Origin of the sequence: Nosocomiicoccus massiliensis, from assembly GCF_000438455.1 — a bacterium.
GTDB classification, from domain to species: domain Bacteria; phylum Bacillota; class Bacilli; order Staphylococcales; family Salinicoccaceae; genus Nosocomiicoccus; species Nosocomiicoccus massiliensis.
The window spans coordinates 14,695-28,531 of record NZ_CAVG010000145.1 but is presented as its reverse complement, the minus strand read 5'-3'; the positions used below and the strand labels follow the sequence as shown (position 1 = coordinate 28,531).

17 protein-coding genes are annotated in these 13,837 nt (G+C 36.1%); 14 read left to right on the top strand and 3 right to left on the bottom strand.

Translation table 11 applies throughout. The features are described 5' to 3' along the window. Nucleotides 1–21 precede the first annotated feature (21 nt). From TJ68_RS07385 to TJ68_RS07335, 11 genes are all read left to right on the top strand, one after another. Complete coding sequence (locus TJ68_RS07385) at nt 22–1,209, top strand: dicarboxylate/amino acid:cation symporter (protein WP_040929528.1); 1,188 nt, start codon at nt 22–24, stop codon at nt 1,207–1,209. A 108-nt stretch (nt 1,210–1,317) separates the two neighbouring features. Further along, nucleotides 1,318–1,917, top strand: a complete 600-nt coding sequence (locus TJ68_RS07380; protein WP_040929527.1) for a type IV toxin-antitoxin system AbiEi family antitoxin domain-containing protein — start codon at nt 1,318–1,320, stop codon at nt 1,915–1,917. Nucleotides 1,918–2,016: 99 nt separating this feature from the next. Next, complete coding sequence (locus TJ68_RS07375; protein WP_040929526.1) at nt 2,017–3,162, top strand: MFS transporter; 1,146 nt, start codon at nt 2,017–2,019, stop codon at nt 3,160–3,162. 3 nt (nt 3,163–3,165) lie between these two features. Next, entirely contained in the window at nt 3,166–4,065 is a 900-nt protein-coding gene (locus TJ68_RS07370) for a hypothetical protein (protein WP_052327383.1), read from the top strand. 124 nt (nt 4,066–4,189) lie between these two features. After that, a complete protein-coding gene (locus tag TJ68_RS07365; protein ID WP_040929525.1) occupies nt 4,190–4,555 on the top strand; it encodes a GntR family transcriptional regulator in 366 nt (121 codons plus the stop codon). A gap of 18 nt (nt 4,556–4,573) precedes the next feature. Further along, entirely contained in the window at nt 4,574–5,479 is a 906-nt protein-coding gene (locus TJ68_RS07360; RefSeq protein WP_040929524.1) for an ABC transporter ATP-binding protein, read from the top strand. After that, nucleotides 5,451–7,436, top strand: coding sequence for an ABC transporter permease (locus TJ68_RS07355; RefSeq protein WP_040929523.1), 1,986 nt, complete (start codon nt 5,451–5,453; stop codon nt 7,434–7,436). Before TJ68_RS07360 ends, TJ68_RS07355 begins: the two co-directional genes overlap by 29 nt. 394 nt (nt 7,437–7,830) lie before the next feature. Next, the gene (locus TJ68_RS07350) at nt 7,831–8,373 is read left to right on the top strand and encodes a ribonuclease FAU-1 family protein (RefSeq protein WP_040929522.1); all 543 of its coding nucleotides are present in this window, start codon (nt 7,831–7,833) and stop codon (nt 8,371–8,373) included. Further along, entirely contained in the window at nt 8,363–9,211 is an 849-nt protein-coding gene (locus tag TJ68_RS07345; protein ID WP_040929521.1) for a LysR family transcriptional regulator, read from the top strand. Before TJ68_RS07350 ends, TJ68_RS07345 begins: the two co-directional genes overlap by 11 nt. A gap of 8 nt (nt 9,212–9,219) precedes the next feature. Next, nucleotides 9,220–10,425 carry a sugar efflux transporter gene (locus TJ68_RS07340; RefSeq protein WP_040929520.1) on the top strand — a complete coding sequence of 402 codons (1,206 nt, stop codon included), beginning with the start codon at nt 9,220–9,222 and terminating at the stop codon, nt 10,423–10,425. Continuing rightward, entirely contained in the window at nt 10,426–10,908 is a 483-nt protein-coding gene (locus tag TJ68_RS07335) for a DUF456 domain-containing protein (RefSeq protein WP_040929519.1), read from the top strand. A 27-nt stretch (nt 10,909–10,935) separates the two neighbouring features. Here the strand turns inward: TJ68_RS07335 and TJ68_RS07330 are convergent, their stop codons facing one another. Then, entirely contained in the window at nt 10,936–11,187 is a 252-nt protein-coding gene (locus tag TJ68_RS07330; RefSeq protein ID WP_040929518.1) for a hypothetical protein, read from the bottom strand. A 107-nt stretch (nt 11,188–11,294) separates the two neighbouring features. Here TJ68_RS07330 and TJ68_RS07325 point away from each other — a divergent pair, with 107 nt between their 5' ends. From TJ68_RS07325 to TJ68_RS07315, 3 genes are read left to right on the top strand one after another with little or no spacing between them, the layout of a single operon-like run. Next, nucleotides 11,295–11,537, top strand: a complete 243-nt coding sequence (locus tag TJ68_RS07325; protein ID WP_040929517.1) for a hypothetical protein — start codon at nt 11,295–11,297, stop codon at nt 11,535–11,537. A gap of 5 nt (nt 11,538–11,542) precedes the next feature. Continuing rightward, on the top strand, nt 11,543–11,854 hold the full coding sequence (locus TJ68_RS07320; RefSeq protein ID WP_040929516.1) for a hypothetical protein: 312 nt from the start codon (nt 11,543–11,545) through the stop codon (nt 11,852–11,854). Continuing rightward, nucleotides 11,851–12,402 carry a GNAT family N-acetyltransferase gene (locus tag TJ68_RS07315; protein WP_040929515.1) on the top strand — a complete coding sequence of 184 codons (552 nt, stop codon included), beginning with the start codon at nt 11,851–11,853 and terminating at the stop codon, nt 12,400–12,402. Before TJ68_RS07320 ends, TJ68_RS07315 begins: the two co-directional genes overlap by 4 nt. A 17-nt stretch (nt 12,403–12,419) precedes the next feature. Here TJ68_RS07315 and TJ68_RS07310 read toward each other — a convergent pair whose 3' ends face one another. Together TJ68_RS07310 and TJ68_RS07305 are read right to left on the bottom strand one after the other, a co-directional pair. Then, nucleotides 12,420–13,040 carry an LOG family protein gene (locus TJ68_RS07310; protein WP_238316064.1) on the bottom strand — a complete coding sequence of 207 codons (621 nt, stop codon included), beginning with the start codon at nt 13,038–13,040 and terminating at the stop codon, nt 12,420–12,422. Continuing rightward, nucleotides 13,016–13,768, bottom strand: a complete 753-nt coding sequence (locus TJ68_RS07305; RefSeq protein ID WP_040929513.1) for a hypothetical protein — start codon at nt 13,766–13,768, stop codon at nt 13,016–13,018. The genes TJ68_RS07310 and TJ68_RS07305 overlap by 25 nt, the downstream gene beginning before the upstream one ends. Nucleotides 13,769–13,837: the final 69 nt, after the last annotated feature.

Below are 13,837 nucleotides of genomic sequence, written 5' to 3'. Positions count from 1 at the left end.
AAAAGAGTAGGAGGATAAAAAATGAAATTACTTATTAAGTTATTTTCAGGAATCATCGCCGGAATTATCGTTGGTTCAATTTATTACTTCTCGGCAGATGGTACAACGTTCCACAGCATTATGGAAATCGTGACACGATTATTCATCACGATGCAAAGCATACTCGGATCGTTTATATTCTTTTTAATTCCGTTAATTATATTTTTCTTTATTGCTAACGGGGTTTCATCTATTGGACGAGGTGCTGGAAAAGTTGTAGGTGCAACGTTAGGAGTTGCATACATCTCTACAATTGGTGCAGGATTTTTAGCGTTTATCGTTGCTAAATTCTTAATGCCAATCGTCACTAAAGGTGGACAACTTCAAGAGGAAGGAACAGAGCTCGGACCACTGTTAGAGTTCGACATCCCAGCACCACTTGATATTTTAACGGCACTAGTACTTGCGTTTTCAGTTGGTATCGTCATTAATATCATCAAAGCTGAGACGATGAAACAATGGATACACGACGGTAAACAAGTCGTTGAATTTTTAATCGAAAAAGTAGTTATCACAATTTTACCGTTCTACATCGCTGGGGTATTTGCAGGAATGGCATCTACAGGAACGGTGTTTAGAACACTTTCAGTATTTGGAGTTGTGTTACTCATTGCGATTTTACTCCACTGGACATGGATTACAGTTCAGTACACAATCGCAGGATCATTACTTGGTAAAAATCCATTTAAGATGATTAAAACAATGCTTCCAGCATACGTAACAGCACTCGGTACGATGAGTAGTGCAGCGACAATCTCAGTCACGTTACCAAAAGCAAAAGAGATGGGTGTGCGTGACAAAATCGCAGACTTCGTTATCCCACTCGGAGCGAACATTCACTTATCTGGTTCAGCAATTACAATTACATCATGTTCAATTGCTGTAATGAGTGTATTACCTGAATATGATACACCTGGAATGTTAAAAATGATAGGGTTCGTATTACTCATTGGTGTCGTGATGGTAGCAGCACCTGGTGTGCCAGGAGGCGCAGTAATGGCGGCAAGTGGAATACTCGTATCACATTTAGGCTTCAACGAAGCGGCAGTCGCGTTAATGATTGCATTATATATGGCACAAGATAGCTTTGGAACTGCAGCAAACATCACAGGTGATGGTGCTATTGCAGGTATCATCGATGCATATGACCAAAGTTTAAGTAAAAAATAACGTTCGACGCTCCTGATAAAGTCAGGAGCGTTTTTTATGATATACATCAATTTACAAATGTACTTTAAAATCATATAATTAAAGCACGAATGTGAAATGAGGGATATCATGAACAAAAATAGATACATATTAGAACAACTATTAAAAAACGATGGCTTCATATACGTTAAAGAAGCAGAACAACATGGTATTGATCGATTTAAATTATCATATTTAGCAAATGAAAATAAAATTGATAGAATCGCACATGGTATATATGCTCTAAAAGATGAATTTATAGATGAGTATGTACTCCTACAAAAGACAAGTGATCGGGTTATTTATTCTTATCATACGGCTTTATATTTTCACGATTTATCGGATAGAGTTCCTTCACACATCCATATTACTGTACCTCAAGGGTATAATGCATCTAGATTAAAAAGGCGACATGAAAACCTAAAAGTACATTATGTAAAAAAAGATGTGCTTGATCTTGGAAAAGTGAAAGGTAGAAGCCCTTTTGGAGGAGAAATCATTCTTTATAATATTGAGCGCACAATATGTGATGTTGTAAAGAATAAAGATAAAATTGATCCTCAAATATTCACTCATGCAATAAAACAATACTTTTCGAATAAACAAATTAATGTAAGAGAATTAATAAAATACGCAGATATATTAAATGTAGAAAACGAAATACGTCAATACTTAGAGGTGCTCCAATGAAAACGAGCGCTCAGGTTAAGAGTATCAACCCCACATCATGACTTTATGCATCTCTTTTAATATAATAGAGCTATTACATAAATGTAGGGAAGGTTTTGTTTGAGAAAGTTAATATATGTCATTATTATCATATGCTTTTTAGATTTATTTGTTCAATTCCCGATCGTTACGCCGTACGCGCTTGAACTTGGTGCAAGTGAGTTTATGGCGAGTGTCGTCGTTGCAGCGTATTCTGTAACGAATGTTCTCGGTAACGTTCTCGGTGGATATTTTTCTGATAGATTTGGTAGGAAGAGAACACTTCTTCTTGGAATGATTCTACAAGTGCTAATTATTAGCTCATATATATCGACGCCAACGATTGGTGTGTTAATTGGTATTCGCGTCGTGCACGGATTTACGAGCGGTATGATTACGCCGGCTGCGTTTAGTTTAGTTCAAGATATTTCTAGGCGTGAAGCAATCGGAAAAGCGATGGCGTTAACTGGTGTATCGATTGGACTTGCTGCGATTTTCGGTCCTGCAGCAGGCGGTATCCTCTCTAGCATGTATGGATACGCGAATACGTACTTAATACTAGCACTTGTGTATGTAGTTGGACTTTTACTTACGATTGTTGCGGTTAAAGAAAGTACAACTGTACAGTCGAGAAGAGAATATAATGAGACGAAATGGACGACATTAATTACGAGACGTCCGTTAGTCATTGCATACATTGCGTCTTTAGCATTAATGACGTCAATGGGTGCTTTATCTTTTGCGTTACCGATTAAAACGATGTCGCTCGGATTAGATGATCGAGTGACAGGGATGCTCTTAAGTGTATTTGGAATTACAGCTGTAATCGTATTTGGCTCTCCGTTAAATAATATGTTTAACCGAGTCGCTGTAAACAGATTAATAAAAATCGGTCTCGTTATTATTTCTCTTGCGATGATTCTCATTCACTTTGGACAAGGTATGAGCATGCTATACGCAGCACTCGGTATATACGGAGTAGGATATGCGCTCGTATTCCCATCGATGAATAAATTGATCGGACAATTTACGACGATGAGTGAACGTGGGAAAGCGAACGGTATATTTTATGCGTTCTTCTCAGTTGGATCAGTCGTCGGTTCTACACTTGCAGGGTACTTTACAGAACAGTTTACGATTCCGTTTTTCAGCATGGCAATCGTATTAATAGTGTTGTTAGTCGTATTTGCAGTACTTGATAGAGGTATTAACTTTAAAGAGGTGTAACGCATGAAAAAGATATTACTCATTGGTGTTTACGGAGAAATTGGTAGAAATCTGTATGACACTTTAAAAGATACATATGAACTGTATGCGTTTATGAGCAAAAAAGATACGGAAACGTTAGATAAAATTCACCCGGTCTATTTAAATCCATATAAACTAGAACATATGGTTGAAGCGGTTAAAGGGATGGATTTAATTATATTTTTTGAAGATCCAATAATGCGGTTCAGTAAAATCACACAAGGGCGTTTCGATACGTTCTTTGAACTCATTGCAGATAACGTCGGGCGTGCAGCTGAATATAATAGTGTGAAAGACATTATCTATATTTCAGAAGAAATATTACACGAAGACGTGAAGCGTACGTTGACATCGTATGATGTTAACGTGATAACGACTGATACGAGAGTGAAACGCCTCGGTAAAAGTTTAAAATATAATAACTCTCATAACAAAACGATGCGCAGTGCACAGCGCGCTGAAATACCGAGAGGTTGGACGCTTGAAGGAGTTATGAAATATTATTTTAAATGGCTCGATGAAATTATATTCGGTATGTTTAAAATCGATTATGTTGACGATGAAATCCACATGACGATAGAAACATCTCGAACACCGTTACTCACATTAAGACGTAGAAAAGATACACCTGAAAGGCAAATCGTTTTTGACGTCGTCGGAGGACGTTTGGCTAAAAAAAGTGATAGTTGGTTAGAATTTCGAGAGTTAAAACACGAAAAATCATTCATTATGGCATTACATGATTTTGATCCTGCATTACCATGGCCAATATATGCAATCACTCAAGCACAGCTTCACGGTTTAGTGAGCCGTATTTATCAAATGGAAATGATTATCAACGATACGATTATTGAAGAAAATATTAAAAATAATCCAGAATAATAGAAGTGGATTCCCACTTCTATTTTTTATTTAAAAAATATCTGTATTAATTTGAGTAATACAGTTGTATTTTTTTAAAGCTCACTGTATTATATTAAGTGAGACAGTTAGATGGAGGTGCAATATGTTCGATTTAAGATTTTCTAAAGATACCCCGATATATGAACAATTGATTGATCATATAAAAGAAATGATTATTAAACAAGTATTATTACCAGATGAAAAGATGCCATCCGTAAGGGCGCTTGCGGGTCAACTGACAATCAGCCCGAATACGATTCAAAAAGCTTATGGTGAACTTGAGCAGCAAGGATACATTTACTCGATTCCAGGAAAAGGAAGTTACGTACAAGAAATGGCCGATGACACTCAAAATAACCAATACATTAAAGAACTGTACGGAAGTTTCAATCGTGTAGTACTCGAGCTATTACATATGAACGAAACTAAAGAAGATATCAAACGTGCTGTCGACCGTTGCGAAGTATAAATATAGGAGGTTAAGTAAATGAACATAAATACACACAAGCTCAGCAAAAGTTTTATCGATGAACTTGCAGTAAATAAAGTTGACTTAAACGTCAAAAGTGGAACGATACACGGGCTTATCGGTTCTAACGGAGCAGGTAAAACGACGCTTTTAAAAATATTAGCAGGTATTTATAAGTCAGATGAAGGTGAAGCGCTATTCGATGACGCACCTGTTTTTGAAAACCTAGACGTGAAAAACCGCGTAATTTTTATAGGAGATATGCCTTTTTTCTTTAGTGGATTTTCGTTAATGCAAATGGCAAATCATTATAAGACACTTTACAGTAACTGGAGCGACGAACGTTTTGAAAAGCTGTATAGTTACTTTAAGTTAAATCCGAAAAAACCATTAAATGAAATGTCTAAAGGGATGAGACGTCAAGCGTCATTTATACTTGCGTTTTCATCTAAACCAGACGTACTATTACTCGACGAACCGTTTGACGGGTTAGATCCAATCGTTCGAAGACAAATTAAAAACATCATTTTACAAGACGTTGAAAGTTACGGCTTAACAGTATTCTTATCGAGCCATAACTTACTCGAAATGGAAAACATATGTGATGCGATATCAATTATGCACGACGGAAAAGTACTGTACACAAACAGTATTCATGATATGAAAGATACGCATTGTAAACTACAAATCGCGTTTAAAGAGTTACCAGACGAATCGTTCTACAAAAAGTTAAACGTCGTCCAACACTCGATTCAAGGACGCGTAATTACAGCGATTATTAAAGGCGACATTAAAAATGTCGAAGTGAATATTTCAAAATACGAACCACTCATGTACGATATTTTACCAATTACGTTAGATGAGATGTTCGCTTATGAAATGGGGGAGACAGGATATGCAATCGAAAACATCATTGTTGAATAAAGTGCTCGTTAAAAACTTTACGAGTTCAGTTATGTGGTTAACGGTCGGATATTTCTTATTATCATTACTATCATTACCGTTACCAATATATATATCATCACTGAATATGGGTGCTGCAGATTATGGAACGACTTTTGGGAATGATAATGTATTATTCTTGTATGGTCATGCTCATTTAATTATTTCTATTATTTTCAGTGCGACGTTAGCGATCGTAATTTATAACTATAAAAACAATGCGGACACGAATGATTTTATCCACAGTCTTCCAATTAAGCGACTCGCGATTTTTAATAGCGGATTTTTTGTGGGTGTAATTGCGATTTTTGTGCCGACACTACTTACAGCATTCGTTATCATGATTGAAAAAACATTTATCAGTATACCAATTTCAATGAAGCACATCGCTGTTTGGCTATTATTTATACTAATCGCTCAGGTAATGGTGTTTATTATCAGTGTGTTTGCTGGGATGTTTGTAAACTCAATCACACTGCATATCGAAATGATACTCATCATGATGTTTGTACCTTATGTATTATGGTTTGCGATTGTATTTAATGCAGCGACATTCTTTGACGGTATTATGTTATACACTGCTGGTGGATTTAGAACGCTACTTGAACCGATGGAAAACACAAGTATAGTCATATACTTATTTAAAGCATTTGGCGAAGGCGGATTTGGTGGAAGTTCGTTCATCATTTGGTTAGTTGTGATTATCGGGTTACTCGTCGGCAGTGCTTATCTATATAAAATTAGACGTAACGAGCGTGTGAACCAACCGTTTAACTATCAATTTATGTACTACGTACTCGTCGTATTACTATCGATTCTCGGAATGTTACTATTAAGTGGTGTATTATCAGTACTCTTACCAGATTACAGAACGTTATCGATCTTAATCATTACGTTTAGTGCAGTCGTCACATACGTATTTGTACTCATGTTTACTCAAGACACAGTGCGCATCAAATTCAGATTAAAAGAAGCGATGATTACACTAATCAGTGTCGTATTATTCTTAGTTGGATTCTTCGTTTACTGGGATCGTTATACGAGTTATATACCGAATGAAGCAGACATTAAAGGTGTAAACTATAACGATGGAAATGGTATTCACAATGTCAATGTTAAAGACTCAGACAAGTTTAACGAAAACTATACGTTTGATATCGAAACAGACAAAATCAAAGAAGTACGTGATCTGCATAGCGAAATTGTACGCACGGATTCAGGTAGAAATAATGAAGAACTCGCACCAACTGTTACAATCACTTACTTACTAAAAAATGGTAAATTAGTGTCGCGACAATTCGGAGAAATCAGTGCATCAAGCGACGTCGGACAGCGTATTATCAATTCAGATATACCATCGTTTAGTAAAGACAAAGACTTTTTATATCAAGTGAAAAGTGAGAAGTTTGAATCAATCTCAACAATGACAATTGGTAGTATGATGTTTGATCCAGAAGAGATATCATTAAAAGATTTCAATGTATTAGCTAAAGGTTATCAAAATGAGATGAACAACATCGACACAGAATCTGATATATATGCTGAAACAGGAACTATTAATATAGAAGTGAACACGAATTACAATGTATTTAGTGCGTATTCCGGTCTGACATCACTATACAACAAAGCACTTCAGTCATTTATGAAAGAACACGACTATGAGTTTAATGGTTACAGTGGAAATATGTTATATAAAGTCGATTTAAATAAAGTCGATGATGTGAAGCAACTATTTAATGATATTAAAACGAAGCCGTACAGTGAAGTATCTAAAAAGTACGATTTTGTCGAAGTCGCTGAAACAGACAAAGAAGAAGAATTTAATAAACTAAACGAAATGAACTTTGATATGTCAGGAGATACACTCTACATTATCGGAGATCACTACAACGACGGAGATTCACCAATGTATGTTGAATTATCAGTAGTTGTAAAGTAAAAGTTTAAGACTGTAGACAAGATCTACAGTCTTTTTTAGTTTTTCATCCGTAAATTTCGGGATAGGATAGGTTGTTTCGTGTGTTTATTTTACGCAAATTGCATTTGCGTAAACGAGTTGTGGATTAGTTTGACGATTAGTGCGTTTGTGTTAACGAATCAGCACGCCCTTTTACGCAAAAGCGTTTTGTATTAAAAGATGAAAAACAATTTAACGAAAAAACGTTTTATGTAAAAATTAATTGATTTCGTTGACGCAAATTGAAGCACACGATCGTTTCAACCAAAATATTCGCCAAAAACATAGAGATAGAGCAGAAAGGTTCTCCTTTTTAATGTATTAAGTTATACTTTAACGATATAAATTTTGTATACTTATAGAAGGAGATGAGGCGATGAAGACAAAGTATTTGAATAAAAAAGACTGGCGCCGAATTAGACATTCCGACTATAAAGAAGTATTAACAACATATGAAGGTAAAAAGGTCCTCATCGGATGCTATTATATTCATTCAGTGTATCATCCACTTACTGTGACGATTGTTGGTGAAAAGATTAAAGTTGCAGACGATCATTATAAGTGGATTACGATGATGGGTGAAGGCGATCATTATAGTCTTACTGTAATGTTCAATGAAAATGATGAAGCGGTTCAATATTATTTTGATATAAATAAATCAAACACGTTAGAACTCGGTCGAGCGAGACGAGAAGATTTATATTTAGATGTTCTTGCACTACCAGACGGTCGAAGTGAACTCGTCGATGAAGATGATATCATTCGTGCATTAAAATACGGCAAAGTCACACCAGAAGAGAGAGATTTTGCGTATAGAATTGCATCAGACGTCGAGCGTTTAATAGACTATCAGTTTGACGAGGTCGTTAAAAGAGGGCAGTTTATGTATGAAATGATGGAGAGAGAAAATGAGATTTGATGATTATGAATTACTCGTTACACTCGATAAAGAAAAGACGTTACGTCAAGCAGCCGAAGCGTTATATATATCGCAACCTGCTGTGAGTCAACGTTTAAAGACAATCGAGAATTACTGGGGTGTACAGATCTTTATCCGCACAAAAAAAGAACTTATTAAGACAAGTGCGGGTGAGAAGATTATCGAGCACGCGAAACAAATCGTAGAAACAGAACTCTTACTAAAAGAAAACATTCATATTAATAAGCATCAAGTTGAAGGTAAATTAAAAATCGGAGTGGCGTCGTTACTTGGGTATATGATTATGCCGACGTTACTTGAGAAGTTTTTGAAAAGATATCCGAACGTTGATATACAGCTTGAAATCGGTTCTTCATCAAAAATTATTGATAACGTCGATCGATATCATTTAGCGATTATACGTGGCAATAAAATATTAAATTTAGAAAATCGTTTGTTATTTACGGATGAGCACTATTTAGTTGCGCCAAAAAATAAGTCGCTTGAAAACGAACCGCTCATCGAATTTCAAGCAGATCCTTGGTATATTAACCAGCTCAAACAGTTTTTTGAAAAGAGTTTTAATAAACCATATAAGCCACAACTCTATGTCGATCAAGTAACGACGTGTCGAGAGTTGTTACTTAAAGGTGTAGGGATGACAGTACTACCAACGATTATTACGAACACGATGGACTTATCGAAATTCCATACTGAAAAGGTAGAAATCGATCACGTACCATTGACGCGTTCAACATATGTCGCGTATGATCATCAAATGGCAGAACTCCCACAAGTAGAAAAGTTTTTAAAATTATTAGATGAAGAATATAAGTAGGAATTCGTATGTTTAAAAAGTTATTTTCAATTGAGAACTATAAATTATTTTTAGTAAATATGATTTTATTTGGAATGGCAATCGCAATTACGACGCCATTCCTTGTGCTTTTCATGACAGGTGAGCACGGTTTAACAATCACGCAGCACGGTATATTTATGGCCGCTGGTGCGATAGGGTCGTTTATCGTCAATACAATTGTTGGGCGATTTAGCGATAAGCTATCGTTTGATAGAAAGTATTTATTACTCGCTGCGATCGTTATGGAGATTATTACGTTTAGTCTATTTTTAATCGTTAAAGATACGATAATTTTAGTTATTGGATACGTAATATTCTTCTCACTCGGTGCACCTGGGATTCCGCAGTTATATGCGTCAGCACGTGAATCTGTGAATAAAGACAACGGAAATGACGCACGGTTAAAAATATTTGCAAATACCGTTTTACGTTCGATGTTTAGTTTCGGATTTTTATTTGGTCCATTAATCGGATCGATTTTAATTGCGAGATACGATTTTACAGGACTGTTTGTCGGAACGATGATTTTATTTGGTGTCGTCTTTATTACGACAATTTTTATTAAACCAGTAAAAACAGAACGCGAACTATCAATTCAACAAATCGATGAAAAAAGAGCGCCGTCATTATTCAGTGCACCTGTTCTAATCGTTCCGTTTATTGCATTTATAATGTTACACGTCGGTCAGTGGGGGTATTTACTAAATATGCCTCTATACGTGACTGAAGTACTCGGTGAAGATAGAGGAAAAGTCGGAGTGCTCGCATCGCTTTGTGCAGGATTAGAAGTGCCGTTTATGATTGGGATTGGCTGGATCGCCTCTCGTTTTGAAACGAAACATTTACTCATGTTTGCTGGAGTCGTCGGAGGATTATTCTTCCTATCGATCGGGCTATTCCAAAGTTTTACAGTTATACTTATTGGACAAGTTGTCCTCGCATTTTTCTTAGCAATTTTACTTGGCATGGGAATTAGTTATTTCCAAGATTTACTCCCTGACTTTCCAGGATACGCATCGACATTATTTGCGAATGCAATGGTCGTTGGCCAGCTACTCGGAAACTTAATCGGAGGATTTGTATCAGATATGTTTAGCGTAAACACTGCATTTTTAGTGAGTAGTGGTTTAATGTTTACGTCTGTCATATTGTTTATGTTTACGAAAACACAATTTAGAGAAGGTGAGATTTAAGTGGAAGCATTACTTTGGCTTTTAGTTGTTTTATCGTTTGTCATTGGATATGTTGGACTCGTGTATCCAGTTATTCCGTCGATATTTATGTATTGGCTTGGCGCTGCGATTTACGCGTTCTTCATCGGTGATAATTTAGGAATTATGTTCTGGTTAATACTCGGAGTATTTACAGTACTTACATTTGTCTCTGACATGGCGATCACAAAATATTACGTCGGTAAACTCGGAGGCACAAAACAAGGAGAATGGGCGGCGCTTATCGGTGTCGTATTAGGGATGTTTATATACCCGCCACTCGGCGTTATTTTTGTGCCCCTATTTTTAGTATTCTTTACAGAATTTGTCATTTATAAAGATGCATCGAAAGCATTAAAGGCAGCACTTGGTAGTTTAGCTGCATTTGTAACGACGATTGTTTTTAAAGCGGTCGTTTACACATTAATTATTTTATGGTTCGTATTAGACGTATTTGTATTTTAAAAAACGTCCCAAAATTGGGACGTTTTATCAATTGTCTTGTTGTTTTAACGCTCTAAATATTAATACTGAAAACACAGCAATTACAATTAAATACACTGCGCCTAATATAGAATCGACTAACGGTTCGTTACCGACAAAAAAGCGAAGTGAAAATATAATAATAGAATGTGCAATAAGTAGTATGATTAATGAACGAGTAACGTTTTTATTTTTAAAAAATACGACGAGCATTAAAATGATGAAAACAACAGTAACTCCGAGTTTAATCCATTCAAACATTCGTTCCACCTCTTAAGTTTAGTATCGCTTAAAATGATAGAATCTACAAGAGAATTTTCAACGTATATGTGAAGTGCTATACTATTATTATATGTGTAGGTGATGATATGAAACGTGTTTTAATCTTGTTAATATGCACGGTGTTTCTCAGTGCGTGTAGCGGACAATCTCAAAAAGAGAAAGACATCCAAGCACTCGAAGAAAGCATTACAAACTTAGAACGACAAATTAACGAATTAAAAAGAGATAACGATGATTTAAAACAGAAGTTAAAAACGAAACAAGATGAACTCAGTCAAATCGAACAAGAAGATAATGAAAAAGATAAAGAAGATGAAGAAGAGGAGTAAAGAGTATGTACGAAAGTGATTTTGTCTTAATGGAAAACGAAACGATGTCTTTAGAAGCTTTACGTCAAGAACTCAGCAACATCATTCAAAATAAGTGCGTATATAACGCTGAACAAACGAAGCGTAGCGTCTCACAACAACCAAAACCTGAAGATAGTTATGACACGTTCTATATCCACTTTGATATCGAAGGTTCTAATGATTTTGTTAGCGTCGTAGCTGATGTAAGTAAAGAGAAGCATTTAGTCGATTATGATTTAAATGAAAAAGAATTTACTGTAAAGCTAATTAACTATAATAAACGTGACAGACAATGACACAGATAAAAACAAAGCGTTTATTATTAAGGGATTACACATCATCAGATATCGATTGTATTCGAAACATGATGCGTGATAGAGATGTCGTGCAGTACTTTCCAAATCCGTTATCTGACGTTGAAATAGAAACACTCGTGAGAGATATGTCAGGAAGCATTCGCGACAGAGGATTTGGAGTGTTTGCGTTAGAAAGAAAAAGTAATAATGAAATGATAGGAATCGCGGGCATTCGTATTAAACAGTACGACGAACATCTAAACTTAGATGAAATCGAACATTTATTTCCGTGTGTTGAGCTATATTTATTACTTGATAAACCATACTGGAATCAAGGGCTCGCAACTGAAGCGGCTGAAGCGGTGATGAAGTTTGTACGTAAAAAAACAGACATTCAAGAAGTATATGCATTCACTTCAAAGCTCAATCTTCCGTGGTTAAATGTCATCGACAAAATCGGTATGGATCCTATATTTGAATATACGAACCCGTATTATGTAGAAGGGCATCGTAAAGCGGACAGTTTAATTTTTAAAATACACACATAAAAACGGACATCTTGAAATTAATCACGATGTCCGTTTTCTATATCTTCTCGACTACGTCCAGCAACTGGACGGAATTGTTTTAATTCGTCGAGTACGTTTTCGATTGAATCGAGTTTAATGATTAAATCTAAAAATCTGCGCTCTAAAAAGTCGTTTTCAATAAATGATTCAAACAAATCAAATAGTGAATCGTAGTAACCATCTGTATTGACGAGCGCAATTGGTTTTTGAGCGTGTCCAATTTGTCCACCGACAAATACTTGGAAAAACTCTTCCATCGTGCCTGCGCCACCAGGCAAAATGATGATCGCATCCGCTTCATCGATTAACATATCTTTACGCGTGCTCATCGTGTCGACGACTTTCATGTTTGTAACGCGAGGGTGTGCCATTTCTTTATCGACTAATACTGTCGGGATAATGCCAGTCACGTCGCCTCCAGCGTCTAACGCACCGTTCGCAACAGCCCCCATTAAACCGAGGCCGCCTCCACCATAAATGAGTTCGACATTTTCGTTTGCGAGCGTTTCACCGAGCGTATACGCATCTTCTCTAAATTTATCACTATTACCTAAACGTGCACCACAAAAAACAGAAACTTTGCTAATTTCCATTAGTCGGTATGTTTGTCTTTCCATTCGATAAATTGTTTTAGAGAATCCGATTTTTGATATTTCTCACCGTATCCTGTTTTTCTTCCGTGGTTTTCGATGTGGCGCTCATTTTGACGGCGATGTTTACCGAATAGTGAATCGTCTCTCTTGTCGGCTTTTTCTATTTTACGTTCTTTAGCTTCTTCACGAAGGTGTGCACTTCTTGGGTCGAGTAAATCTTTATGTTTTAAATGTAATGCACCTGGAGAATAATCATCCTCATACTCTGTTTGTTCAACGAATTGTTCATTGAGTTCTTTTACGTTTGTTGTGTCTGGTCTTTCAGTAGTCAATTTCTGATGTCCTTTCGATACGTTCATACGTGATTCTTTTTCATCGTGATCTAGAGTCTCTCTTGATACGAGACTTTCCATACGTTTTTTACGATGTTTTTCTTTGTCAGCTTCAAACTGTGCCTCTAACTTGTTCAGTTTACTTAACGATTTGTCGTGTGCTTTCATTTGTTTATTATACTCGCGCTTATCTTTTGAAGCGTGGTATTTTTCAGAAACGAAGTCACGCGTTTCGTTAAATCCTTTAACGCCCGCTTCAGTGACAGTTTGTGTTTTATCCTTAGCTTTACTATATAAAATATTACTGTTTTTTGCGAGTTTTTGCACGTCTGGATGGTCTTTAATTTCATTTCTGTTTTTGAGTAATGGTACGAGTAAAACAGGTAAAATTGTCGCAGCCATTCTTAGCTTCTCTTTCATAAAAATAACCTCCGGTTAACGAATTACTTATTATTATAACGTACCCGTTAATCATTTACACGAAACGGC

Coding starts and splice junctions, on each gene's coding strand:
- TJ68_RS07385 (WP_040929528.1), top strand. CDS start 22: ATGAAATTACTTATTAAGTTATTTTCAGGAATCATCGCCGGAATTATC.
- TJ68_RS07380 (WP_040929527.1), top strand. CDS start 1,318: ATGAACAAAAATAGATACATATTAGAACAACTATTAAAAAACGATGGC.
- TJ68_RS07370 (WP_052327383.1), top strand. CDS start 3,166: ATGAAAAAGATATTACTCATTGGTGTTTACGGAGAAATTGGTAGAAAT.
- TJ68_RS07365 (WP_040929525.1), top strand. CDS start 4,190: ATGTTCGATTTAAGATTTTCTAAAGATACCCCGATATATGAACAATTG.
- TJ68_RS07360 (WP_040929524.1), top strand. CDS start 4,574: ATGAACATAAATACACACAAGCTCAGCAAAAGTTTTATCGATGAACTT.
- TJ68_RS07355 (WP_040929523.1), top strand. CDS start 5,451: ATGCAATCGAAAACATCATTGTTGAATAAAGTGCTCGTTAAAAACTTT.
- TJ68_RS07350 (WP_040929522.1), top strand. CDS start 7,831: ATGAAGACAAAGTATTTGAATAAAAAAGACTGGCGCCGAATTAGACAT.
- TJ68_RS07345 (WP_040929521.1), top strand. CDS start 8,363: ATGAGATTTGATGATTATGAATTACTCGTTACACTCGATAAAGAAAAG.
- TJ68_RS07340 (WP_040929520.1), top strand. CDS start 9,220: ATGTTTAAAAAGTTATTTTCAATTGAGAACTATAAATTATTTTTAGTA.
- TJ68_RS07330 (WP_040929518.1), bottom strand. CDS start 11,187: ATGTTTGAATGGATTAAACTCGGAGTTACTGTTGTTTTCATCATTTTA.
- TJ68_RS07325 (WP_040929517.1), top strand. CDS start 11,295: ATGAAACGTGTTTTAATCTTGTTAATATGCACGGTGTTTCTCAGTGCG.
- TJ68_RS07320 (WP_040929516.1), top strand. CDS start 11,543: ATGTACGAAAGTGATTTTGTCTTAATGGAAAACGAAACGATGTCTTTA.
- TJ68_RS07315 (WP_040929515.1), top strand. CDS start 11,851: ATGACACAGATAAAAACAAAGCGTTTATTATTAAGGGATTACACATCA.
- TJ68_RS07310 (WP_238316064.1), bottom strand. CDS start 13,040: ATGGAAAGACAAACATACCGACTAATGGAAATTAGCAAAGTTTCTGTT.
- TJ68_RS07305 (WP_040929513.1), bottom strand. CDS start 13,768: ATGAAAGAGAAGCTAAGAATGGCTGCGACAATTTTACCTGTTTTACTC.